The organism is Streptomyces sp. WP-1 (assembly GCF_030450125.1).
Taxonomy (GTDB): domain Bacteria; phylum Actinomycetota; class Actinomycetes; order Streptomycetales; family Streptomycetaceae; genus Streptomyces; species Streptomyces incarnatus.
In genome coordinates, this window is the sequence record NZ_CP123923.1 from 1,927,455 (window position 1) to 1,950,711 (window position 23,257).

At 72.3% G+C, this 23,257-nt stretch carries 24 protein-coding genes; 18 read left to right on the plus strand and 6 right to left on the minus strand.

Annotated elements, in window-relative coordinates:
• The first annotated feature begins 1 nt into the window (after nucleotide 1).
• From QHG49_RS08205 to QHG49_RS08225, 5 genes are all read left to right on the plus strand, one after another.
• Nucleotides 2–580, plus strand: a complete 579-nt coding sequence (locus QHG49_RS08205; RefSeq protein ID WP_145486564.1) for a carbonic anhydrase — start codon at nucleotides 2–4, stop codon at nucleotides 578–580.
• Between the two features lie 70 nt (nucleotides 581–650).
• Entirely contained in the window at nucleotides 651–1,649 is a 999-nt protein-coding gene (locus tag QHG49_RS08210; RefSeq protein WP_301488218.1) for a slipin family protein, read from the plus strand.
• Nucleotides 1,650–1,863: 214 nt separating this feature from the next.
• Nucleotides 1,864–2,754: a PPK2 family polyphosphate kinase gene (locus QHG49_RS08215; RefSeq protein WP_370530440.1), complete on the plus strand. Its 891-nt coding sequence runs from the start codon at nucleotides 1,864–1,866 to the stop codon at nucleotides 2,752–2,754.
• A 30-nt stretch (nucleotides 2,755–2,784) separates the two neighbouring features.
• Nucleotides 2,785–4,347, plus strand: a complete 1,563-nt coding sequence (locus tag QHG49_RS08220; protein ID WP_301488222.1) for an FAD-dependent oxidoreductase — start codon at nucleotides 2,785–2,787, stop codon at nucleotides 4,345–4,347.
• Nucleotides 4,348–4,519: 172 nt separating this feature from the next.
• Entirely contained in the window at nucleotides 4,520–5,383 is an 864-nt protein-coding gene (locus tag QHG49_RS08225; RefSeq protein ID WP_145486567.1) for a polysaccharide deacetylase family protein, read from the plus strand.
• 42 nt (nucleotides 5,384–5,425) lie between these two features.
• Here QHG49_RS08225 and QHG49_RS08230 read toward each other — a convergent pair whose 3' ends face one another.
• Together QHG49_RS08230 and QHG49_RS08235 are read right to left on the minus strand one after the other, a co-directional pair.
• Nucleotides 5,426–6,097, minus strand: coding sequence for an ABC transporter (locus tag QHG49_RS08230; RefSeq protein WP_145486568.1), 672 nt, complete (start codon nucleotides 6,095–6,097; stop codon nucleotides 5,426–5,428).
• Nucleotides 6,094–6,987, minus strand: a complete 894-nt coding sequence (locus QHG49_RS08235; RefSeq protein WP_301488225.1) for an ATP-binding cassette domain-containing protein — start codon at nucleotides 6,985–6,987, stop codon at nucleotides 6,094–6,096. Before QHG49_RS08235 ends, QHG49_RS08230 begins: the two co-directional genes overlap by 4 nt.
• A 125-nt stretch (nucleotides 6,988–7,112) precedes the next feature.
• Here QHG49_RS08235 and QHG49_RS08240 point away from each other — a divergent pair, with 125 nt between their 5' ends.
• The 8 genes from QHG49_RS08240 (at nucleotide 7,113) to QHG49_RS08275 (ending at nucleotide 13,496) form a co-directional block, all read left to right on the plus strand.
• Nucleotides 7,113–7,841 (plus strand): peptidyl-tRNA hydrolase, encoded by a 729-nt coding sequence (locus QHG49_RS08240; RefSeq protein WP_159706027.1) that lies wholly within the window; start codon nucleotides 7,113–7,115, stop codon nucleotides 7,839–7,841.
• Between the two features lie 255 nt (nucleotides 7,842–8,096).
• On the plus strand, nucleotides 8,097–9,281 hold the full coding sequence (locus QHG49_RS08245; protein ID WP_301488229.1) for a helix-turn-helix domain-containing protein: 1,185 nt from the start codon (nucleotides 8,097–8,099) through the stop codon (nucleotides 9,279–9,281).
• 148 nt (nucleotides 9,282–9,429) lie between these two features.
• Entirely contained in the window at nucleotides 9,430–9,642 is a 213-nt protein-coding gene (locus tag QHG49_RS08250) for a hypothetical protein (RefSeq protein WP_159706023.1), read from the plus strand.
• A complete protein-coding gene (locus QHG49_RS08255; protein WP_159706021.1) occupies nucleotides 9,639–10,022 on the plus strand; it encodes a DUF6415 family natural product biosynthesis protein in 384 nt (127 codons plus the stop codon). The genes QHG49_RS08250 and QHG49_RS08255 overlap by 4 nt, the downstream gene beginning before the upstream one ends.
• A 687-nt stretch (nucleotides 10,023–10,709) precedes the next feature.
• A complete protein-coding gene (gene tgmA / locus QHG49_RS08260; protein WP_159706019.1) occupies nucleotides 10,710–11,006 on the plus strand; it encodes a putative ATP-grasp-modified RiPP in 297 nt (98 codons plus the stop codon).
• The gene (gene tgmB, locus QHG49_RS08265; RefSeq protein WP_159706017.1) at nucleotides 11,006–11,971 is read left to right on the plus strand and encodes an ATP-grasp ribosomal peptide maturase; all 966 of its coding nucleotides are present in this window, start codon (nucleotides 11,006–11,008) and stop codon (nucleotides 11,969–11,971) included. Before tgmA ends, tgmB begins: the two co-directional genes overlap by 1 nt.
• Nucleotides 11,971–13,098 (plus strand): protein-L-isoaspartate(D-aspartate) O-methyltransferase, encoded by a 1,128-nt coding sequence (locus tag QHG49_RS08270; RefSeq protein ID WP_159706015.1) that lies wholly within the window; start codon nucleotides 11,971–11,973, stop codon nucleotides 13,096–13,098. The genes tgmB and QHG49_RS08270 overlap by 1 nt, the downstream gene beginning before the upstream one ends.
• 65 nt (nucleotides 13,099–13,163) lie before the next feature.
• Nucleotides 13,164–13,496, plus strand: a complete 333-nt coding sequence (locus QHG49_RS08275; RefSeq protein ID WP_236576505.1) for a DUF6087 family protein — start codon at nucleotides 13,164–13,166, stop codon at nucleotides 13,494–13,496.
• A 531-nt stretch (nucleotides 13,497–14,027) separates the two neighbouring features.
• Here QHG49_RS08275 and QHG49_RS08280 read toward each other — a convergent pair.
• The 4 genes from QHG49_RS08280 to QHG49_RS08295 all read right to left on the minus strand — a co-directional run bounded on the left by QHG49_RS08280 (nucleotide 14,028) and on the right by QHG49_RS08295 (nucleotide 17,093).
• The gene (locus tag QHG49_RS08280) at nucleotides 14,028–14,591 is read right to left on the minus strand and encodes a hypothetical protein (RefSeq protein ID WP_159706013.1); all 564 of its coding nucleotides are present in this window, start codon (nucleotides 14,589–14,591) and stop codon (nucleotides 14,028–14,030) included.
• 735 nt (nucleotides 14,592–15,326) lie between these two features.
• Nucleotides 15,327–15,566, minus strand: a complete 240-nt coding sequence (locus QHG49_RS08285) for a hypothetical protein (protein ID WP_159706011.1) — start codon at nucleotides 15,564–15,566, stop codon at nucleotides 15,327–15,329.
• A gap of 117 nt (nucleotides 15,567–15,683) precedes the next feature.
• Complete coding sequence (locus QHG49_RS08290) at nucleotides 15,684–15,836, minus strand: hypothetical protein (RefSeq protein WP_159706009.1); 153 nt, start codon at nucleotides 15,834–15,836, stop codon at nucleotides 15,684–15,686.
• A gap of 843 nt (nucleotides 15,837–16,679) precedes the next feature.
• Nucleotides 16,680–17,093, minus strand: coding sequence for a hypothetical protein (locus QHG49_RS08295; protein WP_301488237.1), 414 nt, complete (start codon nucleotides 17,091–17,093; stop codon nucleotides 16,680–16,682).
• A gap of 334 nt (nucleotides 17,094–17,427) precedes the next feature.
• On the opposite strand from QHG49_RS08295, the gene QHG49_RS08300 reads away from it, so the two are divergent.
• The 5 genes from QHG49_RS08300 to QHG49_RS08320 all read left to right on the plus strand — a co-directional run bounded on the left by QHG49_RS08300 (nucleotide 17,428) and on the right by QHG49_RS08320 (nucleotide 23,257).
• Entirely contained in the window at nucleotides 17,428–17,877 is a 450-nt protein-coding gene (locus QHG49_RS08300; protein WP_301488239.1) for a hypothetical protein, read from the plus strand.
• Nucleotides 17,878–17,948: 71 nt separating this feature from the next.
• The gene (locus QHG49_RS08305) at nucleotides 17,949–19,220 is read left to right on the plus strand and encodes an MFS transporter (protein ID WP_301488240.1); all 1,272 of its coding nucleotides are present in this window, start codon (nucleotides 17,949–17,951) and stop codon (nucleotides 19,218–19,220) included.
• A 136-nt stretch (nucleotides 19,221–19,356) separates the two neighbouring features.
• Complete coding sequence (locus QHG49_RS08310; RefSeq protein WP_145486581.1) at nucleotides 19,357–20,637, plus strand: DUF692 domain-containing protein; 1,281 nt, start codon at nucleotides 19,357–19,359, stop codon at nucleotides 20,635–20,637.
• Between the two features lie 97 nt (nucleotides 20,638–20,734).
• The gene (locus tag QHG49_RS08315; RefSeq protein WP_301488244.1) at nucleotides 20,735–21,514 is read left to right on the plus strand and encodes a TIGR04222 domain-containing membrane protein; all 780 of its coding nucleotides are present in this window, start codon (nucleotides 20,735–20,737) and stop codon (nucleotides 21,512–21,514) included.
• 108 nt (nucleotides 21,515–21,622) lie between these two features.
• Nucleotides 21,623–23,257 (plus strand): alpha/beta hydrolase, encoded by a 1,635-nt coding sequence (locus QHG49_RS08320; protein ID WP_301488246.1) that lies wholly within the window; start codon nucleotides 21,623–21,625, stop codon nucleotides 23,255–23,257.

Genomic DNA, 23,257 nt, shown 5'->3' on the forward strand with positions numbered 1-23,257 from the left:
TATGCAGCCCCTCATCGACAATGCCCGTAACTTCGGACACCGCCCTGAGGAGTTCGCCCGGCACGGCGACGGCCAGTCCCCGCAGGTCCTGTTCATCACCTGCTCCGACTCCCGGGTCGTCCCGGCCCTGATCACCGGCGCCCGCCCCGGCCAGCTGTTCGAGCTGCGCACGGCGGGCAACATCGTGCCGCCGCACACCTCCGCCCACCCCACCAGCGAGGCGGCCACCATCGAGTACGCGGTGGAGGTGCTCGGCGTCCGCGACGTCGTGGTCTGCGGCCACTCGCACTGCGGCGCCGTCGGCGCGCTGGTGCGGGGCGACGACCTGACCGCCGTACCGGCCGTGCGCGACTGGCTGGCGCATGCCGCCCCGCGCCCGTCCGGCGCGCCGGAGGATCCGGAGGTCGCCGAGGCCGTGCGGTGCCATGTGCTGACCCAGCTGCTGCGGCTGCGCTCGTACCCGTGCGTGGAGCGGGGACTCGCCGAGGGCCGGCTGGGGCTGCACGGCTGGTACTACGAGGTGCACACCGGCGCGGTGCGGGCCCACCGGGCGGATACGGACACCTTCGAGTCCCTCTGATCCGCCTGGGCCAAAAAAGGCATATCGTTGCATCGACAGACGAATCAGACCTCTGGATGAGGAGGTCGTCATGGTCCCGGAGCTGGTGGGGGCGGTCGTCGCGCTGGTCTGCGTCGCCCTGGTGTACATGGGGATGGCGGCCCGCGTCGTCAAGCAGTACGAGCGCGGGGTGCTGTTCCGGCTCGGCCGGGTCGCCGGTGAGGTACGGCCGCCGGGTCTCACGCTGATCATTCCCTTCGTGGACCGGCTGGCGAAGGTCAACATGCAGATCGTCACGCTGCCGATCCCCGCCCAGGAGGGCATCACCCGCGACAACGTCACCGTGCGGGTGGACGCCGTCGTCTACTTCCGGGTGGTCGACGCGGCGAGCGCGCTGATCAAGGTCGAGGACTACAAGTTCGCCGTCTCGCAGATGGCGCAGACCTCGCTGCGGTCGATCATCGGCAAGAGCGACCTGGACGATCTGCTGTCCAACCGCGAGCAGCTCAACCAGGGCCTGGAGCTGATGATCGACAGCCCGGCCGTGGGCTGGGGCATCCAGGTCGACCGGGTCGAGATCAAGGACGTCTCGCTGCCCGACACGATGAAGCGGTCCATGGCCCGCCAGGCCGAGGCGGACCGGGAGCGCCGGGCCCGGATCATCAACGCCGACGCCGAGCTCCAGGCGTCCAAGAAGCTCGCCGAGGCCGCCCAGCAGATGTCCGGCACCCCGGCCGCGCTCCAACTGCGCCTGCTCCAGACGGTGATGGCGGTCTCCGCCGAGAAGAACTCCACCCTGGTCCTGCCGATCCCGGTCGAACTGCTGCACTTCCTGGAGCGGGGCAACCGGGGGGACACCCCGGCCGACCGTACGACCCACCGGGCCCCGGATCCGGGCCCCGAAAGGCTCACCCCGCCGGAGCCCGTGCCCCAGATCGCCCCTGAGGAGACCGCCCCGGACGGCGACCCGGCGCAGCCCCCGGACCCCGACCGCGCACAGGCCCCGGACCTCGACGGCGCCCCGGCACCCGCCCCCGGGATCGCCCATCACCTCGCACAGAACCCCGGCGGAGGCCCCCGCACCGACTAGCGCGCCGAGCGTGAGTTCGGCGCGCTCGTGGCGGTCGCCCTGACCGCCGTCCCTGCCCCGCCGCACGGCGATCACCCGCACCGCCACGTCCTCACGGCCCACGCCACCGACCACCGCCCCGCCCCTCTCCCCCGGCGCCTCCCCCGATGGCCCGCGGCGCGCCCTGACCGCCTGTACCCGCGGCATCGCCGAGAGGTCCGGGCTGGCGTGTCGGATGCCGGGCGGCGCACCATCGAAGGACTCCGAACCGGAAGGGACGCCCGTGGCGAAACGAGATCTGCGACGGCTGCTGCGCCTCGACCCGGGCAAGGCCGTCGACCTGACCGCGCACGACCCGACGGCCACACCCGGCGCCCCCGGCGGCAAACACGCCTCGCTCACCGACGCCGCGCGCAGGGGCGAGGAACTGGCCGGGCTCCAGGAGCGGCTGTGGGCGGCGGGCACCGCGGGCGACCGGCGCCGGGTGCTGCTGGTGCTCCAGGGGATGGACACCAGCGGCAAGGGCGGCACGGTCAAGCATGTGATCGGCCACCTCAACCCCTCGGGCTGCCGTATCCGGGCCTTCAAGGCGCCCACCGCCGAGGAGCTGCGGCACGACTTCCTGTGGCGGGTGCGCCACGCGCTCCCCCAGCCCGGTGAGATCGGCATCTTCGACCGCTCGCACTACGAGGACGTCCTGGTCGCCCGTGTCCGGCACCTGGTGCCGCCCGCCGAGATCGGCAGCCGCTACGGCCGGATCAACGACTTCGAGCGCGCCCTCGCCGAGGACGGCGTGACCGTGGTCAAGTGCTTCCTCCACCTGTCCTACGAGGAGCAGCGCCGCCGGCTGCTGCGCCGTCTGGACCGCCCGGACAAGCGCTGGAAGTTCGCCCCCTCCGACATCGACGAGCGCGCCCTGTGGCCGGCCTACCAGGAGGCGTACGAGCGGGCCCTCGAACACTGCGCCGCCCCGCCCTGGTACGTGATCCCCGCCGATCACAAGTGGTACCGGAACTGGGCCGTCGGCCGGCTGCTCCTCGAACATCTGCGGGAGCTGGACCCCAGGTACCCGCAGTCGCCGCTCGATCTGGCCGAGTGCCGGGAGCGGCTGCTGAAGGAGACGTGAGCCGCCCCCGGCCGGGGGTACCCGGCGGCCATGCGCGAGATCACCGAGTCGTACTGGCTGGACACCGCACCCGGTCCCGCCCATCCCGTCCCCGCCGAGGACATCGAGGCCGACGCGGCCGTGATCGGCGCCGGGATGGCCGGCCTGAGCACCGCGTACGAGCTGGCCAGGGCCGGGCTGCGGGTCGTCGTACTGGAGGCCGCGCGGGTGGCGGCCGGGGTCACCGGGTACACCACGGCCAAGCTGACCGCCCAGCACACCCTGATCTACGACCGGCTGCGGCACACCCGCGGGCCCGAGGGGGCGCGGCTGTACGCCCGTTCGCAGTCGGAGGCGATCGCGCACGCGGCGGACCTGGTGGCCGAGTGGGGCACCGACTGCGAGTGGGAGGACCGGGACGCGTACACCTACGTCCGGGACCCGGAGCGGGTGGACGAGGTGCGGGCGGAGGCGCGGGCCGCGCGGGAGGCGGGCCTGGACGCGTCGTTCACCACGGAGACCGGGCTGCCGTTCCCGGTGGCGGGCGCGGTGCGGGTGGCCGGGCAGGCGCAGTTCCACCCGGTGAAGTACCTGCGGGCGCTCACCGCGGACCTGATCGCGCGCGGCGGCCGGGTGTACGAGGGGACCCGGGTCGTCGGCCTGGACGAGGGCGGCGGCTCGAAACCGTGCAGGCTGACGACGGAGTCGGGCCGTACCGTCACCGCCCGGGACGTCGTCGTCGCCACGCACTACCCGATCTTCGACCGCGCCCTGCTGTTCGCCCGGCTGCACCCGCGCCGCGAACTGGTCGTCGCCGGGCCGCTGGGCGACGGGCCCGATCCCGGGGGCATGTACATCACACCCGAGGAGAACACCCGTTCGGTGCGCACCGCGCCGTACGGCGGCGGGCGGCTGCTCGTGGTCACCGGGGAGCACTTCACGCCGGGCACCGGCGATCCCGGCGCCGCTCTCGACGGGCTGGCCACGTGGGCCGAGCGGCACTTCCCCGGGGTGCGCCTCGACCACGCCTGGGCGACCCAGGACAACGACGCCACCGACACCGTGCCGCTGGTCGGCCCGCTGCATCCGGGCGCCCGGCACACCTATGTGGCCACGGGCTTCGGCGGCTGGGGCCTGAGCGGCGGCATCATGGCGGGGCTGCTGCTGGCCGCGCTGATCACCGGCCGGGACAGCCCCTGGCGGGAGCTGTACGACCCCCGGCGCCTGAAGTCGGTGGTGCGCGAGGCGCCCGCGCTGCTGAAGACGCAGGCCGAGGTGGCCCGGCACTTCGTCGGCGACCGGATGAAACCGTCGGTCGACCTCGACGACCTGGCGCCGGGCGACGGCGCGCTGGTGCGGGCCGGGGAGCAGCGGCTCGCCGTGCACCGCGACGACGCGGGCGCGCTGCACGCCGTCTCGGCCCGCTGCACCCATCTGGGCTGCCTGGTCGCCTTCAACCGCGCCGAACGCGCCTGGGAATGCCCCTGCCACGGCTCCCGCTTCGACGTGGACGGGCGGGTGCTCCAGGGGCCCGCGGTACGGCCGTTGGAGCAGCGGGACCTCGAATCGGCCCCGGGCGTGGCGGCGGACGATCCGGAGCGGGACACCGAGTGACGCCCCGCCGCGACCCCGCGCGTCCCCGAGCCGCACACCCCCGAGCTGCACACCCCCGAGCCGCACACCCCCGAGCCGACCGTCCCTGAACCGACCGCCGCGCGGGTGACCGTACCGCCGCGCCACGGAACATATCGCCATACAAACGGTCAATAAGTCTTACGTTCGTACGGTGATCCCACTAGCGCGTCGAATTTCCGCCGTCACCGCCGTCTGTGCCCTGGGCGCGGCTCTCGCCGCCTGCGGAACCGCGGGCCCCACGGGCAGCACCCGCCCGGCCCCGGTCAAGTCCCCCGTCTCCGCCTCCCCGTCCGCCACCCGCCCGCCCGTGCTCGCCCCGGGCCCCGGCGGCCTCACCCCGGTCTTCGAACACGGCCCGCGCGACAAGGGCAAGATCGTGGCGTTCACCTTCGACGCCGACATGACCGCCGACGAGGGGCCCCGGGCCGCGTCCGGGGAGCACTTCGACAACCCCGGTCTGATCGGCGCCCTGCGCACGCTGAAGGTGCCCGCGACGATCTTCATGACCGGCCGGTGGGCCGAGGAGTACCCGGACGAGGCCCGCAGTCTCGGGGCCGACCCGCAGTTCGAGGTCGCCAACCACTCCTACAGCCACTACGCGTTCACCCCGAGCTGCTACGGCCTGCCGACCATGGACGCGGAGCACGGCCGCGCGGACGTCACGCGGGCGTACACCGCCTTCCGCAAGGCGGGCCTGCGCAACGCGCTGCCCTACCTCCGCTTCCCCGGCGGCTGTTACGACCAGCAGACGCTGCGCGCGTTCAGCGGGCTCGGGGTGACCGCGATCCAGTGGGACGTGGTGAGCGGGGACGCGTTCGCCACGGACGCCGACGCGGTGGCCAAGCAGGTGCTGGACGGGGTGCGGCCCGGCTCGGTGGTCGTCATGCACTGCACCCGCAGCGCCGCGCCGACCACCGAGCAGGTCGTCCGCACCGTCGTACCGGAGCTGCGCAAGCGCGGCTACACGTTCGTGAAGGTCTCCCAGATGATCGCCGCGACCCAGGGCCACCGCTGAGGTCAGGGCGTTGCGCGAGCGGTGATGGCGTTCCGCGGCCGGTCAGGGCGTTCTGCGGGCGGTGAGCGCGCAGGCCGCGGCGAAGGCCGCTGCCGCCAGCAGGGCCGCCCCGGCCAGCGGCAGCAGCGGCACCGGCACCCGGCCGGACCGCGAACCGGTGACCAGGCCGCTGACCGCGGCCTGCGCCGGGGAACCCGCGAGCACCGTCGCCAGCAGCGCGCCCAGCAGCATCGCGGGCACCGCGCGGCCGGCGGAGCGCAGCAGCGGCCAGTGGGTCAGCGCGCCGACAGCCGCGCCGAGCAGCGCGCAGGCGTACGCCGCCGCGAGACCGGCCGCGCCGGCGCCCAGCCGGTCCACCTTGAACTGGGCGCCGTTGCTCGCCGGGTCGCTGATCAGGGTGACGACGAGCGTCGCCGCCGTACCGAGGACGGCCGCCGCGAGCAGCGCCGTCAGCAGACAGGCGAGGTGCGCCCGCGCGGGTCCGTGCGGCGCGGCCACGACGGCGCGGGCGGCGGGCGGCTCCCCGGTGACGCAGATCCGCACCAGCCAGGCCGCCACCGGCAGCAGCCCGGCGGCCGCGTACCCGAGCGAGTCCAGCACCGGCTGCCCGCCCTGCACCCCGACCCCGAGGAACGCGGCGTACAGGATCACCGGGGCCAGCCAGCGCTGCGAGCGCAGCAGCAGTTCGACGTGGTAACGCAGGAGTGCGCTCATGCCCGGCTCCCGGGATCGAGGGGTGGCTCGGCGGCGAGCGGGGGCTCGGCGGCGAGGGGTGGTGCGACGCTGACGACATGCCAGGGCGGGCGGGCCGCGAGCAGGGCGCGCAGCAGGACGTCGGAGTGGGAGACGGGGACGGTCAGCCGGTGGCGGCCGGGGCCGGTCTCCCCGGCGGTGGCGGCGAGCCGTGCCGCGTCGGGCGGCAGCGGTCCGGCGCCCTGTACGACGACGGCGGCGAGCGGCCCGGCGGCCGGACCGCCGCCGCCCGTACGGGCCTCGATCCCCCCGCCGGCCACGGTGTACGTCGCGTCCGGCGCCCCCGCGAGGCGTCGCGGGTCGTGGTCCACGAAGACGACGGCGCCGCCCGCGGCGGTCCGCTCGGCCACCGCCCGCTCCAGTTCGTCCCGCGCGTCCGCGTCGAGCCCGGTCCACGCCTCGTCCAGGACCAGCAGTTCGGGATCGGCGAGCAGCGCCTGCGCGACGGCGATCTTCTGGCTGCTGCCCTTGGAGAGCCGCGCCATCGGCGTCCCGGCGTACGCGGCCGCCCCGAACCGCTCCAGCCAGGCCCCGGCGGCACGGGCGGCGGAGGCGCGGGACAGGCCGTGGACGGTGCCGAGCCGGGTCAGGTAGCCGGCGGCCGTGAAGGGCAGCGCGGAGGGGAACCGCTCCGGCACGTAGGCCGTGCGGGGGCGGCCGGTGATCCGGCCCTCGGTGGGCGCGTCGAGCCGGGCGATCAGCCGCAGCAGGGTCGACTTCCCGGTGCCGTTCGCCCCCTCTATCCGGGTCAGGGTGCCGGGGGCGACGGTGAGGTCGACGCCTCGTAACACCCAGGGGCCGCGGACGCCGTAGCGGCGGCCCACGGCGGTCAGTCGCAGGTCACGGTGCATGGGGTCATTCTTCTTCAGGTGGCCCGCGGGGCGTGGACGGTCCTCGCGACGGGGGACGCGCGCGGGTCCCGCCCCGGTGGGCGCGCGTTGCTCGGTGTGCGCCCGGCTTCGTAGGGTGGCCCCCCGTGAGCGATGTTCCGATCCCCGCCGAGACCCCCCTTCCGTCCCCGCGCGACGAGGCCCCGCAGTACGTGCTGCCCCTCGTCGTCCGCCTCGAACGCGATACGCCGCCCGCCCGCACCGACGCCCTGGAGACGTCCGCGCGGGCGGTCCTGACGCTGCTCGGCGACGAACGGGCCCTCGGCGACGGCGAGTGGGCCGAGGCCGTACGGAACTGGGAGGACGCCCGGATCCGCAAGGTGGTCCGGCGGGCCCGGGGCGCGGAGTGGCGGCGCGCCGGGACGCTGCCCGGGATCACGGTGACCGGCGGGAGCGCGGAGGTACGGGTCTTCCCGCCGATCCCCCTGGACGGCTGGCCCAAGGACCTGGCCAAGCTCCAGGTCTCCGGCACCGAACTGGACGACCCCGAGCCCCCGTCGGACCCCGACCGCACCGCACCCGTCCTGTGGCTCAACCCGGATCTCGACATGTCCGCCGGCAAGGCCATGGCCCAGACCGGCCACGCCGCCCAACTCGCCTGGTGGGCCCTGCCCGCCCCCGCCCGCACCGCCTGGCGCGCCGCCGACTACCCCCTCTCCGTCCGCACCGCCACCCCCGCCGACTGGACCCGGCTCACCCACAGCGGGCTGCCGTTGGTCCGCGATGCCGGTTTCACCGAGATCGCCCCCGGGCTGACTGTTGCAGTGGAGGGCGGCGAACATTTCGCACCGCTGGGACGCTTGCGACGACCCTGACCAGCCATTCGCCCCCGGTTCAGTGCCAACGTGCGCCAGCGCGATGGGCGTACGTCGTCCGGGAAGCCTCGGGACGCCGCGGAACTGGGGAGCCGATGCGACAGGCGATATTCCGATGAAGTCCTGACTACGCCGCGATCCGCCCACACGAACAGAACGGGGCCTTACGGTCGAACGACCGTAAGGCCCGTACCAGGTACGCCCGTTGCCTCAAGGAGTACCGTTCTGAGTGTCGAGTTCAGAACGGAGTCCAGTATGCCCCCGCCCTCTGTAGAACACACGGGCACACGCATCGCGCACGCGCGTAAAGCCCGTCGCCTGACCCAGCGTGAACTGGCCGATCTCTCCCACGTCTCCTACAGCACGATCACCAAGGTCGAGCAGGGCGCCATGCCGCCCAGCCCCTCGGTGGTAGGCGCGCTGGCCCGCGCCCTGTCTGTCCAGGTCTCGGATCTCAACGGCCAGCCGTATGTTGACGAGCTGCGACAGGACCAGCTGGATGGCCTCATCAACCCGATCCGCGAGGCGCTGAACATCTACGACCTCGGTCCCGACCCGGACGTCAGTCCGCGCGCGCTACCAGTGCTGCAGGAGCACGCCGATCAGCTGTGCGCCCAGGTGCGCGCCACGAACATCAAGCAGGTCGCGACGGAGCTGCCAGCGCTGATCCACGAGGCGACGACGACGGCTCACATCAGCGGAACTGCGCGCAGCTGGCAACTGCTGGCCACCACCTACCGGACCGCGTACGACGTCACGACCAAGCTCGGCTTCCCCGACTTGTGCACGGTCGCTCTGGACCGCATGGACTGGGCGGCGCAGCGCGCCTCTGATCCGGTGCTGAGCGGCATGCGCCAGTACCTCCGCGCCCTGGCCTACCTGCGGGCGAGCGACTACAAGACGGGCAAGCGGCTGGTCCGCCTCGGCATGTCCACCCTGGAACAGGCCGAGCCTGGGCACGTCCTGGACGTCGTCACCGGGCAGCTGCACCTGGGCGCTGCCGTACTCGCCGGCCGGGAGAAGGACACGGACACCGCTGAGGGACACCTCGCCGAGGCGGCCCGCATCGCGAAGCGCACCGGGCCGGCCGAGAAAGTGCATTGGCTGTCCTTCGGGCCCACGAACGTCGGCGCGCATCGAGTGAGTGTCCTGGCGGAGTTGGACCTGTACCCCGAGGCCGTACGCCAGGCAGAGGACATGGTGATCGCGGACGGGTGGCCGCCGTCCCGGCTCGCCCACCATCATGCGGAGGTTGCGCGGGCCCAGATGTGGACGGGCCAGACCGAGGCAGCCTTCAAGAACCTGCTCAAGGCACGCAAGCTGGCTCCCCAGCAGACTCGCTATCACCCGACCGTCCGTGAGACCTATGCCGGACTGGACGCGGCGAGGCGTCGAATGCCTGACTCCTTCACCAATTACGGTTCCTGGCTGGGTATGTGACGCCTCGATAACCGTTGGCCCTAGCTATCAGTGATGTCTGATAGTTAGGGCCTTTTCATGTCGGCATCCTGCTTACAGACGAACCCCCGCGACCGCGTCAACGGCCCGGGGGCATGGCCAGCGCTCGAACCCAACAGGGAGCGTCGACATGACAAACGCTACCGCCCAGACGTCGACGAACGCACGGGGTGGCCGGATGACGATGCGGGTGTACACCGTGGACCGCTACGGCATGATCACCCAGGACCGCGGCACGGTCACCGTGGCCATCGACGGCAAACTGCCGCCGCTGCCCCAGCGCGACTCCTACCCCGCGTGCCAGTGCCCGCTCCGCCGCCTCGGTCGGCCGGTGACCCGATGAACGCCACCGCGAAGCAGGCTGCGAGCACGGAGCAGGTGGACACCGCCACCATGCGCCAGAACGTGTTCCTGGCACTCGAGCCCGGGGGCGAGACCGACGCGCCGCCCCTGGCACCCGAGAAGCGCGGCTCCCTCATCTTCATGCTGCGCGACCATCTGGTTCAGTTGATCCCCGAGGTGGAGAAGAAGCTCGGCCAGCTGCCGAGGGAGAGCTCCGGCCGGTACTGCGTGAGCGCGTGCGTCGGCGAGGCCCGCGGCAAGCTCCAGGCATGCCCGGCCCGCGGCCCCGACGGCGAGGTGGAGTACGCCCGTCGCCTGGCCCGTGTCCTGCGGGCGCTCCTCGACCACTTCGAAGACGCCGGGACGCCGTCGTCACAGTGAGGACGATCGCCGGCCTGCTCCTGGATGTAGCCGCTGTGACCGCCTCTGCCCTCGTCCTGTGCTTACGAGGGCCTCGCACTGGAGCACTCCCATGGCGGCCGTCTCGGGTCAGGGCCGCACCCACCAGTCCCGCCGCTGGAAGGCAGCTGGCTCGCCTTCCGCCACGAGCGCGGCGGGACCGCCACCCCGCCCGGAATCCGGAAGACCCGGGCGGGGTGAGCGCCACGAAGGAGAACGATGGAATCCGAGGACAACGCCTTACCGGTGCCTGCGCCCTTCATGTTCACCTGCACCGGCTGCTGGTCCTCCTGGCCGAGAAGATCTGGGCGGACGCCGGCTGCTCCGCCGAGCAGATCAACCTCGCGCGACACATCGCCACAGAGCACCCGGGCGAAGTGCCCTCGTGGCCCAGCTGCTGTAGACGCGCTCTGTACCAGCCGGGGCGATCCACCTGACGAACGGCCGAACGCCGACTGGGTCCAGGCACTTAGACAGACCGCTCCCCGTGTGAGGGCGTCACCTCACACCGGCCTTAGCGCCCGGCGCGGGGAGCATGGCTTCTTGTTCTTCCACGGCAAGCAACGCCCCATGCCGGGTCTCTGCACCATCACCCACGCCGGGTATCGGTGCGGAGCCCACACAGATCAGGCTCGGCATCCGCCGCGCCGTCATTGACAGGAGAGGCACATGACAACAGCGCTCGACCACGAAGCGTTTCCGCTCACCCCGCTTGGGAGCACGACCCCCTACAGCAAGGAGATGCCGTCCGGCCCGGATACCCGGCCGTGGGTGCTGCGGGGTGCCCGCATCCCCGACTCCACTGCGGCCATCCCCCTCCCGGCTCACGAGTACGACCGGGGACGGCAGGTCAGCATCTCCTACGACGGTGGCCTGCTGACCTGTATGGCCAACACGCACTCGCCGACGGTGCCGGACGGCTCGGTCTCGAACCCGCCTCCGCTGGACGAGGGGCCGAAGGACTGATGTCCGCGCCCGTTCTGATCGTCGCAGCTCGCGATGACTGGCCTACGGACCGGATCGTGGTCGAGCTGGAGAGTCGCAGCGTAGACGTGTTCCGCATGGATACCGCGGACTTCCCGCAGCAACTCGGCCTGGCCGGCCGGATCGACCAGGAGCAGGCGTGGACGGGCGAACTCGCCACCGAGTACCGGACGGTGGAGCTGTCCCGGGTCGGCGCGGTGTACTACCGCGCCCCCGGGGCGTTCCGGTTCCCCACGGGGATGTCCGGCCCGGAGGCGCGGTTCGCCGCCGCCCAGGCCCGCGCCGGCCTCGGCGGTGTCCTGTCCGCACTGGACTGTCGATGGGTGAACCATCCCACGGCGATGGCGCGCGCCGAGTACAAGCCCGTGCAGCTTGCCGCCGCTCGCGCGTGTGGGCTTCGGATTCCAGCCACGCTGATCACCAACCGGCCAGGCGATGTGCAGAAGTTCGCCATCGAGGCTGGCGGACCAGTGGTGTGCAAACCGGTGTCCTCGCCCGTACTCATCGAGGACGGTCGCCTGAAGTCCGTCTACACCAAGCGGCTGAGCCCGGACGACCTGCTCGACCTGCGCGGGGTCAGCACAACCGCGCACCTGTTCCAGGCGTGGGTGGACAAGGCGTATGAGGTGCGCCTGACCGTCGTCGGCAGGCAGATGTTCGCCGCGGCCATCCACGCCGACAGCGACGCCGGGCACGAGGACTGGCGCAGCGACTACGGATCTCTCACCTACACGACCAGCGCAGTGCCAGGGGTGGTGGCGACTGGGATGCTTACCCTGATGGACCGGCTACAACTGCGTTACGGTGCAGCTGACTTCATCGTGGGACCCGATGGGCAGTGGACGTTCCTGGAGGTCAACCCGTGCGGGCAGTGGGACTGGATCGCCTCGGCGACCGGCCTGCCGATCGCCGAGGCGATCGCCGATGAACTGCAAGGAGTCAGCTGATGGACTGGAAACCATATGCAGCCGCCCTCGCGGCCGAGGTCACGTATCCGGGCTCGGCCTGGTGGGGCCCGGTCAGCGCTACACCCCGGCACCAGCTGGTGGGGCGCTGGTTCACGCCCGGCGGGGGCGGCTGGAAGATGGTCGACGGTCCCGCCGACAAGGAGACGTGGGCTCGCGCTGCCTACTCGGACACGACGCTGGTCACGCGGATCGGGCCGGTGCACGCCGACCTGGCCGAGCCCGGCCAGACGTACACCGGACTGCCCACCTCGTCCTCCACGCACCCGAGCCTGGTCCTCACAATGCTCCGGCACGGCCGCCTCGCCCCGGGCGCGCACCTGCTGGACGTGGCCACCGGCTCCGGATACAGCGCCGCTCTGGCCTGCCACCGGCTCGGCGCCGAGATGGTGACGACACTCGACGTCGATGCGTATCTCTCGGAGGCGGCTGCCGAGCGGCTGGAGCGTATCGGCTACCGCCCGGACGTCGTCGCCGCCGACGCCACCGCCGACCTGCCTGGCGTCTTCGACCGGATCGTGTCCATGGTGTCCGTACCCCGAATTCCCGCCTCGTGGCTGCGCGGTCTCGCTCCGCACGGGCGCCTGGTGACGACGATCGCGGGCACCGGACTGATCGTCACGGCCGATAAGGGGCCCGACGGCGGCGCGATCGGCCGGGTCGAGTGGGACCGGGCCTCCTTCATGGCCACCCGGGCGGACGCCGACTACCCGCCCCGCCTCGATGAACTGTTCGCCGCCAGCGGGGAGGACGGCGAGGTGACCTTGTCACCGTTCCCGGTGCTGGACGTGATGCAGGCGTGGGACCTGTGGTCGATGCTGTCGCTGATGGCGCCGGGGATCGAGCACCGCACCGGCACCGATGACCGTGGGGGCCGCTTGACGTGGATGCTGCACTCTGACGGGTCATGGGCGCGGGCCCGGACCGCGCCGGGCGAGCGCACCGCGACCGTCCACCAGGGCGGCCCGCGCCGCCTTTACGACCTGCTGGACGAAATCCGCTGGCGGTGGCTGGAGCACGGCGAGCTTCCCGTGTACGGGGCACAGGTCACCATCAGCCCTGACGGTGTGACGACGCTGTCGCGGGGCGGCTGGACGGCCACGCTCTGACCGGCTCGGGGTGCCCGGCCCGTGGATGCGCGGCACACTGAAGACGGCCAACGAGGGAGGGACCGATGGACGACGAGCCCCTTGCGGAATGGGCAGAGCGCCGCGAGCTGCGCCGCCCGGCACGCGGGGAGCGGCGGGCCACCCCGCTCGGCGACCGGCCGGAACAGGGCGCGCACGTAGACCCGGACACTCCGCGGTTCATCCAGGAGTGGGACGGGTGCCAGTGGACACCCACCGGCGTCGCCGATGACCGGGGCGCTGCGGCCGCCGAGGCCGGGAGGGACGCGAACGCCCGTGCCGAGCGCGTCCCTCTGCCGGCGTTAGGCAAGCTGCCGCCCATGCCCGAACCCTGGCGCCCTACCCAGCCCTTCTACCGTCCTGCTACACCAAGGCAATGACCAAGCTGGCCCTGCCCGGCCGTTGCCCCCGAGGCGGGCGAGCAGGGCCTTCCACGTTGCTCGTCCGCGGGCATGCCGAAGAGCCCCCGCCGTAGGGATGCGGCGGGGGCTTCGCTTTCAGTGCTGTCAGCGTTGCGGGTCGAGTCCGAGGGACCGCAGCGCGCTGGTGGGCGTGTCGTGGTCGGTCGGCTGGGGGTGCTGTCCCTTCTGCAGACCAGCGCGCCCGGGTCGTCGGCGGGCGCTTGGAGGAGGCCAGGAAGTGGGCGTGGGCCTCGAATTCGTCGGCCAGCTCGGTGCTCACCAGTACCTTGGCCAACGCGCCTTGGTCCACGGCCATCACCACCCTGGACATGCCGGAGCCCGGCGCACAGGCCGGGCTCGTGGTGGTGGGGGATGGCAGTGTTCGGCGGGAGACCACTCGACTGCGCTGCCAACGTCTCACACAATCAGCGCGCAGCGATCTTCTGTCAAGCATGGGCTGTTCAGCTCGGCTGATCTCCGAAGGCGCAGAGCAACCTTGTGGTCGCTGCTCTACGACGAGACCGTGACATCCGTGATCTTGGCGCTCACCTTCGCTGAACGGCTCGCGGTGGAAATCGAGACCGGCGTGTAGGAGAGCTGGTCCTGATCACTCAGTTCCATGGTCTGGATGACGGGGCCGCTGGTATCACCATGAACTTCATACGTGATCGAATAGGACTTGTCCGGGTCGAGCGGCGTGACGCCGGCGTACGTCAGGTTCGGCTCGACAGTGACGTTGCATCCGGCACTGCCGAAGCACTGGCGCTCAGTGGTCTTCAAGGTCAAGGCGAAGTCGTCCGGCACTGGACTGTCGTTGTAGCTCGCCTCGGTGGCCTTGGCGTCGTCCTCAGCAGGTGCCGCAGATGCAGAGGCGACCGTCTTGGGCTTGGAGACCGGAGCCGAGCTGTCAGAGCCGGAGATGATCATTACGGTGACTCCAGATGAGATGCCCGCGATGAGCACAGCCGCGATCACCATCCAGAGCACGGCGCGTCTGCGCGTGGACCTGGGTGGCGCTGGCGGAGCGGTCGGCATCGGCGGCAACTCGGGAGCGATCTCCGGTCTCTCGTCCATGCAGCGATTCCTCTCGGTTCCCAAAATGGTTGACTGTCATGGCAGTTAACACGGGTTCGATGCAGCTTCAACGGGCATTGCCCCACTCGTGACCTTGCAGCTGGCCACACATTGGGTCAGGCGGAGCAAGGAGTGTCAGCGATGTCGGCCAAGTCCCACAGGGCAAGGGCCTGGCCGCGGTTGGGGTTAGGCCGTGATCCGGCCGGGTGCAGGGCGCCGCGGCGCGCCCAGTCACGGAACGTCTTGGGCTGCATGCCGAGCGAGCATGCGGCTTGAAGGGTGGTGACGAGGGGCCGGCAGTCACGTCCGGTGGTGTTCGCGCTGGTCCCGCGTCCAGTGTGCGGCCACGGTCCGCAGGATGGCCGGAGTCCGTAGTCCTGGAGAGTCGTTGGGGCCGGGCATCGGTAGGTTCGCCGTGCTGGCGCTGTGTCTTGGCGGGTCCGGCGCAGCAGCGCGGGGTGGTGCCCGCGCACGGCCAGGCTCCCGTCACCGACGAGGGCTTGGCCATGTGCAGTGGCACGCTGGCCGCATGCATCGCCTGATCCGCCGCATGCTCGGCATGGGCCCGTGCCCGTCCAAGGCCGCGCTCGCCGGTGGCCACGGCTTCATCGACCAGTTCGTACAAAGGCTTCGGGATCCGCGACCTCTAACCGCCGAGGACTGGCCTAGCTGACGACCTACACGGGTGGCGCGGCGCGGCGGTCGTTCTCTGCTCTGTACGACGACGAGGACTGATCACGGTGAGCGCCTCGCCGCCCGGAAGTGCGACGAGGTGCTCGCCTGGACTGCGGTCGGCCAATGGGACTGGTTCGGGTAGATGAGCCACGCGTACGCCTCGGCGAGGTTCTTCAGCCCCTCGGTTCGTGCGGCGCTTCCACCGTTCGTCTGAAGGGCGGCCACTGCCTCGGTGATGGCGTTGAAGAGGGCCGCCTGCGCCCCAGCCTTGGCGTTGCTGGTTTCCTGATTGAGCGGCATTCGTTCTCCTGGCTGGTTCTCACGGTGTCGTTCGTGCTGCATGGCAAGCTGGCCCTAGCACGCGCGGTGGGCCCTGGCTTCGCCGATTCGGCCGGCAGAGCGAGGGCCCGACTGCGGCTACAGAGCAGCGCTGATGACGTAGCCGATCGCGCCGACGGCCAGGAGCGGCAGGCCGAGCGCGGCGCCCTGCTGCTTGGCAACCTTGCTCAGGTACGCCTGCGCAGCCAGCGCCGCGATCATGGCCACGGCCGCCTTCTGCTTCTTCGGCATGTTCTTCACCTCCCCTCCACACAGAGTTGGAAGGAAGGATGACACGAGGGTCCGACAACGGCTTTGCGATTACGGGAAGTTGCGAGCGGGCCGGGGCTCTGCCCCTCCCAGACGCACGGGTTCGCGCGGCCCGCTCGTGACGCCGACGGTGTACGACCGCCCGGTACGCCTGCCCTCTGCCGGGGGCTCGACGCCAGCGTACGCCTCATGCACCGACCACATGATTGCCCGTCTTCTGTGGATCCTGAGACACCACTGGACACCGTCGGACATACTTCCAACCAGGTTCATCTCCCCCTTGTGCGCCACGAGTTAGCAAGGCGACGGTCCCCGTGGCGGCGCCGTGGGCGCCGGACTGCTCGCGGAGCGTGAGGGAGGAAGTGAACATGTGTCCTGTAGGCAACCTGCGGCGCCTCATTGAGGCGCTGTTACCCAGGTGGGCGGACTCGCGCGATCAGCGCGCCGATGCCTACCGAGCCTTGCGCGTGCGGTTCCGCGTCCGATGGACCAGTGACCGCGCGCAGCGCTGGCTTGACCAGGTAACGGCCAGTACGGTTGCAGCCGTCCTTGCCGCCCTCCTGGTCTGGGCACTGCGACACGGTCACTGGCTGGTGTAAAGGTGGCCCCTCGTCGTCTACGCCAAAGGCACGAGGGGTCACCCGCATCAGGTGGTGCCACGAACCGCACGACCCCACCCAAACGCATCCATAGATGCGTGATGTCTCTACCCTAGCGCTCCAACAAATCTGGTGTCTGGGAAATGTGGCGGCCGACCCAACCGGGCTAGATTTGCGACTTCGCGCGGCGCTCAACTTTCCGAAACTTTGGTCCCCCCCAGATTCGTCACGAATCTGCCGTCGGCCTCATCAGCCGTGCGTCCGTCACCCGCTGACGTGCCCGGCGACCGGCTGACAGGGAGCGGTCCACCACTCTGCGGCAAGCTGACTCCAGCCGTGATCGGTGCTCGCGTCCTCGGGAGCGGTCGGCGCGGATGGTGGCGGCGGTGATACCGGTCAGCTGCTCGATCTCGCGGGCGGTGTATAGCCGTACGGGCTCCAGGTCGGCGGCCTGGCGGTCGAGGTACTCGGTGACGAACCGGTCCACGGCGGCCGGATCGAAGACGAGGCATCTGCCGCGCTTCTCGGGCAGCGGCTCGGGCCACTGCGGGTGGCGGGCCCACTGGTTGCGGACGGTGGTCAGCGCGGCTGTGGCGGCAGCGATCTCGGCGTACGTCTCACCGGGCGACGTGTCTACCAATGGGGGTGTCCGTCCTTCGTGGATGGTTAGTGACGGGGCAACGCGGCGGTTCGGGGACGCGCCCTCGCTTCAGCTGGTGCAGAGCGCAGTCGACGTTGGGAGCCGGGCGGTGGTTCACGTGTCGGCCCTCCAGATGACGGTGACAGGCGCGCCGTGTCCCTCGCTGACTGATACGACACCGGGATTGACCGAGATCGCTCCAGGTTCGTGCACGGTGATGGCTGATCATCCGGCGTTGCGCTGAGCGCACCTCCTGCCGAACTTGGCCTTGACCGGATGTCGGGCCGGTGGGATGGTCCGCCCGACCATCTCTGAAGCCGGAAGGTGATGACAGATGCGGTTGAGGGATGCCCGGGACCAGATCGAGCGGGAGCACCCGGAACTGACCGGCACCGCCAAAATCGAGGCGATCAAAGCGTTGAGGACGAAGGCAGCCGCGTCCGCCGTCACCGAACCGGAACCGGTGGTTTGCCGCCGCCACTGTGGGCGCTGCGGCCAGGACATGAAGCCGGTCGAGAAGCACGGGTGGTCCAGGTTTCTCAGCTGGCTCGCGCTCCTCGAATTCGGCTCTGTGATCGCCGCGACCGCCGCCGCGGTCACCACTGTGAACCCCGACAGCGGCGGCGGCATCAGCAGACTCGTCCTCTGGCCCGCCGCCGTGCATCCGGCCTGGCTGGGCATCGTCGCCGCGATCGCCGCGTTCATCGTCACCGCGGGCTTGGCCGGGTCGGCCGGTCGGCGAACCGCAGCGGGCACGGCCTGCCCCGAGTGCGCTCGTCGTTAGCTTCGAAGAACGGTCTCGCGTGGGGCAGCGGCTGCATTAAGGTGCACGCTCCACCAAGTCCGAGGGGGATCATGGAGACGGCCACCGGCTCACCGAAGGCATCGAAGCCCCCGGAGGCGCCCAAGACCCTCGAATCGCCCCTGCGCCTCCCCGCGTTCCGGCGGTTCGTGGCGGCGAACGTGATCTCGGCGTCCGGGTCCGCGATGGCGCCGCTCGCGCTCGCCTACTCGGTGATCGAGGAGGGCGGCGGGGCTGGGGCGCTGGGGCTCGTGCTCGCGGTGAACACCGTGCCCACGATCCTGTTCCTGCTCATGGGCGGCCTGTTCGCGGACCGGTGGTCGCGCAGCCGCATCCTGTTCCTGGGGAACCTCGCGGCGGCGGGCGCGCAGGGGGTGCTGGCCGTCACCGTGGCCACCGGGCACGCGACGACGGTGTCGATCGCGGTGTGCGGCTTCGCGTCGGGGACGGCGGCGTCGTTCATCGTGCCGGCCACCCAGGGTGCCGTCGCGCAGATCGTTCCCGGGGAGCACCTCCAGCAGGCCAACGCGCTGCTGCGACTGCCGGGCAACGCGGTGAAGGTGCTGGGTCCGGTCGTCGGCGGCTTCGTCGTCGCGCTGAGCGGCGCGGCCTGGGTGCTGGCCTGGGACGCCTGCACGTTCGCCGTCGCCGCCGTCCTGCTGCTGGGCCTGCGCCTGGCCGTGCCGCCCGCCGCGGCCCGCGGTGTCCTGGCCGATCTGCGGGCCGGGTGGGCGGGGTTCCGGTCCCGTACCTGGCTGTGGACCTACACGGCCGCCGGGACCGTCCTCGTCGCCGCGTGGCTGGCGGGCTTCCAGCTGCTCGGCCCGCTCGTCGCCGCCCGCCGGTACGCCGGGGCGCGCGACTGGGGCCTGGTCCAGGCGGCGTTCTCCTGCGGGCTGCTGGCGGGCACCGTGGTGTGCCTGCGGTGGAAGCCGTACCGGCTGCTCGCGGTCGCCGTCGCCGCGGGCGGTTCGCTCGCGTTGCCGCTGGCCGCCATGGCCTGGGGCATGGCGCTGCCGTTCGTGCTCGGGGCCGCCTTCCTCGCGGGGATCGGGCTCGATGTCGCGGTCGTCGCCTGGACCACCGCGTTCCAGCAGCATGTGCCCTCGGCGGAACAGGGCCGCATGAGCGCGTTCAACGGTGTCGGCGAACGGCTCGCCATCCCCCTCGGCTATCTCCTCACCGCCCTCGCGGTGCGCGCGTGGAGCAGCCAGGGGGTGCTCCTGGCCTGCGCCGCGCTGATCGTCGCGACGACCGTGCTCAACCTCTGCGTCCCGGATCTGCACCGCGTCGACCGGGTCCCCCGGGAAGCCGGTCCGGCCTGACGCGCGGCCGGAACCCCGGCCCGCGACCCGGTCCGAACCTCAAATGTTGCTCTGAAGGCGGCCGGACGGGGGTTCGGGGCGGGCTCCGGGGGTCATGTACGACGCGTGCGCCGGGGGGCGAGGAGGGGGACAGGCCATGGGGAGACTGGGGACCGGGATCGGCTGGCGGCCGGAGATCGCCGAGGCCGTGGAGCGGATGCCCGGCATCGACTGGGTGGAGGTCGTGGCGGAGAACGTCTGCCCCGGCCATCTCCCCGAGTCGCTGGGGCGGTTGCGGGAGCGCGGGGTGACCGTGGTGCCGCACGGTGTCTCCCTCGGGCTCGGCGGCGCGCAGCGGCCCGACGCCGGCCGGCTCGCGGCGCTCGCCGAACGCGCTCAGACGCTCGGGTCGCCGCTGGTGAGCGAGCACATCGCGTTCGTCCGGGCGGGCGGCGCGCTCACCGCCTCGCCGCTGCTGGAGGCGGGCCACCTGCTGCCCGTGCCGCGTACCCGGGACGCGCTCGACGTGCTCTGCGAGAACGTGCGCATCGCCCAGGACGCGCTGCCGGTGCCGCTCGCCGTGGAGAACATCGCCGCGCTGTTCTCCTGGCCGGACGAGGAGCTGACCGAGGGGCAGTTCCTGTACGAGCTGGCCGAGCGGACCGGCGTACGGCTGCTGATCGACGTGGCCAACCTGCACACCAACCACGTCAACCGCGGCGAGGACCCGGCGAAGGCGCTGGACGGGCTGCCGCTGGAGGCGATCGCCTACGTCCATGTCGCGGGCGGCGTCGAGCGCGACGGCGTGTGGCACGACAGCCACGCGCACCCGGTGCCGGACGCGGTGCTCGGCATCCTGGCCGACCTCGCCGCCCGGGTCGCCCCGCCCGGCGTCCTGCTGGAGCGCGACGAGAACTTCCCGGAACCGGCCGAGCTGGAGCGGGAGTTGGGGGCGATCCGGAAGGTGGTGGAGGGCGGGCGGCGGGGGGACGTGGAGGCGCGGGCCGTCTCGCCGGTGGGCGAGGACCCCGGCGGCACCGAGGAGGCCCGTCAGCGGCTCGGGGTCGCGCAGGCCGCCGTGCTGTCCTCGCTGGTGGCCCGGACGCCCGTGCCCGAGGGGTTCGACCGGGTACGGCTGGGGGTACAGGCGCGGGCGCTCGCGGCGAAGCGGGCGGACGTGGTGGCGAAGGTGGCGCCGGAGCTGCCGGTGCTGCTCGGGGCGTCGTACCGGGAGGCGTTCCTGGAGTACGCGCGCCGGCGGCCGATGCGCGGGGGGTACCGGCGGGACGCGCTGGACTTCGCCGGGTTCCTGCTGGACGGGGAGCGGCCGGGGCTCCCGAGGCGCGAGCTGCGTCGGTGGTGGCGGGAACGGGAGGGACCGGTGCGCCGGGGCCGGGTGGCACGGGCGGCGCGCAGGGTGTTGCCGGGACGGTCCTGAACCGCCCCTCAAGGGGGCGCGCGCCGAACCGGCCGCACCCCGTCCGCATGTGAAAAATCCTGGCGCCCACCCGCCGCCCTGGCATACAAAACACGTCATGTTCTGGCTCCTCCTCCTGCTCCCCGCCTGGGCGTTCACCGCTACGGCCTGCGTCCGGCTCTGTCTCGCGGCGATGCGCGCCGCGGCCCTGGACCCGGGCCCCGGAGCAGCGGCCGGAGACCTCGACCTGACCCTGTACGAGGCCGCGTTCCTGTCCGGCGGACCCCAGCGCGTCGCCGACGTCACGCTCCTGTCGATGGCCCGCCAGCGGCGCCTGCACCTCGCCCACACCGGCTGGGCCACCGTCGTCGACCCGCTCGGCCGGGACGAGATCGAGCGGTCCGTCATCGGGGCGATCGGCCCCGACGGCCAGTCCCGTATCGCGCCGGTCCGCATCCGCGCCGCCCGCACCGACGCCGTCCGACGCCTCGCCGACCGTCTCGTGCGCAGCGGCCTCGCCGTGCCCGACGCGGCGGGCCCCACCATCGGCGCGGCCGTGCGCCAGGTCCGCGCCGCCGCGCTCGCCGTGCCGGTCCTCGCCGTCGCCGCGCTGCTGCTGCCGGTCCAGGCCGACACCTCGCGCCTGATGGTCGGCCTGTGGTTCCTGCTGCCGTTCACCCTGTCGCTGAGCTGTCTGGCCATAGCCCGCTTCGAGGTGCACCCGTACTCGCCGTGGGCCTCCCCCGCCGGGCAGCGCGTGCTGGGGGCGCTGCTGCGGCGGCGCCCCGGTGCCGAGCCGTCGTTCCTCACCTCCGTCGCACTGCGCGGCATCCGCGCGATCGGCGAACCGGAGCTGCGCGCGGCCTTCGCCCACCGCGACGCGCCGCACCGGGAGTAGGGGGCGCATCGGGGCACTGGCGCCGACACCGCCCGGGCGGTGCTTGCCTTCCCCGGCGGCGGCACGAAACATCCCTGGTGTCCGCAGCGGTGACCGAAGGGATGCCGAATGAAAGCCGTCGCCGTCTGCTCGGCCGCCGTCTCCCTGGTGCTGACCGCCCTGGCCACCGCCCCGGTGGACGCCACGCCGAGCCGTACCGCCGCGCCGGGCCTGCCCGGCGCGCCGTTCCCCTCCGGCGCCGCCGAACTGCGGGGCACCGTCGTCGCCGCCCTCCGCGCCCGCGCCACCGGCATCCGCTACGGCGCCTGCGACCCCGCCGACGTGCCGGCCGTCCCCCACTCCCCCGCCGGACTGCGCTGCGGCACCGTCTCCGTCCCCCTCGACTACGCCCACCCCGACGGGAAGCGGATCGCGCTCACCGTCAGCCGCGCCCCCGCCACCGGCGAGGACGGCGGCCGGAAGGTCCCCCGGCAGGGCGCCCTCGTCTACGACCCCGGCGGTCCCGGCGCCTCCGGCATGTACTTCGCGCTGGCCGGCACCCTGCCCGTCTGGAAACGGATCGCCGCCGCCTACGACCTGGTCGGCTACGCCCCGCGCGGGGTGGGCCGCTCCGCCCCGCTGTCCTGCGAGGACCCGAAGGAGTTCGGCAAGGCGCCCACGCTCGCGCCGACACGGCCCTCGGAGGCGTACAAACGCCGGCGCGTGGCGGAGGCGAAGGCGTACGCCCGCGGCTGCGCCCGGCGTTCGGGCCCCGGGCTGCGCTTCTTCAACTCCCTGAACAACGCGCGGGACCTGGACGTCCTGCGGGCCGCGCTGGGCGAGGACCGGCTGACGTTCATGGGCGCGTCGTACGGCACGTACTACGGCTCGCTGTACGCGGCGATGTTCCCCTCCCAGGTGCGCCGGATGGTGCTGGACGCGCCGGTGGACCCGGATCCGCGGCAGGTCTGGTACCGCAGCAACCTCGACCAGTCGGCCGCGTTCGAGAAGCGCTGGGCGGACGTGCGGGACTGGATCGCCCGGCACGACGACGTCTACCGGCTCGGCGACACGCCCCGGAAGGTGCAGGGCAGTTACGACACCGCCGCTGCGCGGCTCGCCCGGAAGCCGGCGGGCGGGAAGGTCGGTCCCGGCCAGTTGCAGAACGCGTTCCTGACGGCCGGGTACTACGACGCCTACTGGCCGGGCCGGGCCGCCGCCCTCTCCGCGTACCTGCGCGGCGACCCGAAGCCGCTGGTCCGACTGGCCGCGCCGGACCCCGGGTCGGCCGCGGCGGCGGAGAACGGCAGCGCCGTGTACACGGCCGTCGAGTGCAACGACGCCCCCTGGCCCACGCGTTGGGCGGTGTGGGACCGGGACAACACCCGGCTGGCCCGCGTCGCGCCCTTCGAGACCTGGGACAACGCGTGGATGAACCTGCCCTGCGCGTACTGGCCGGCGCCCCGGCAGCGGCCCCTGGACGTGCGCACCGCGCCCGGCGCGCTGCCCCCGGTGCTGCTCCTGGCGGCCGAGCGGGACGCGGCCGCGCCGTACGCGGGGGCCCTGGAGATGAACCGGCGGCTGGCCGGCTCCCTGCTGGTGACCGAGCGCGGCGCGGGCAATCACGGCATCGGCGGCGGCCCCGACAAGTGCGTCGACGACTACATGGACGACTACCTGCTGACGGGCCGCCTCCCGGCGCGGAACGCGTCCTGCGCGCCCCGCGCCGAACCCGTCCCCGGCCAGGGACGGAAGGCGGGCTGA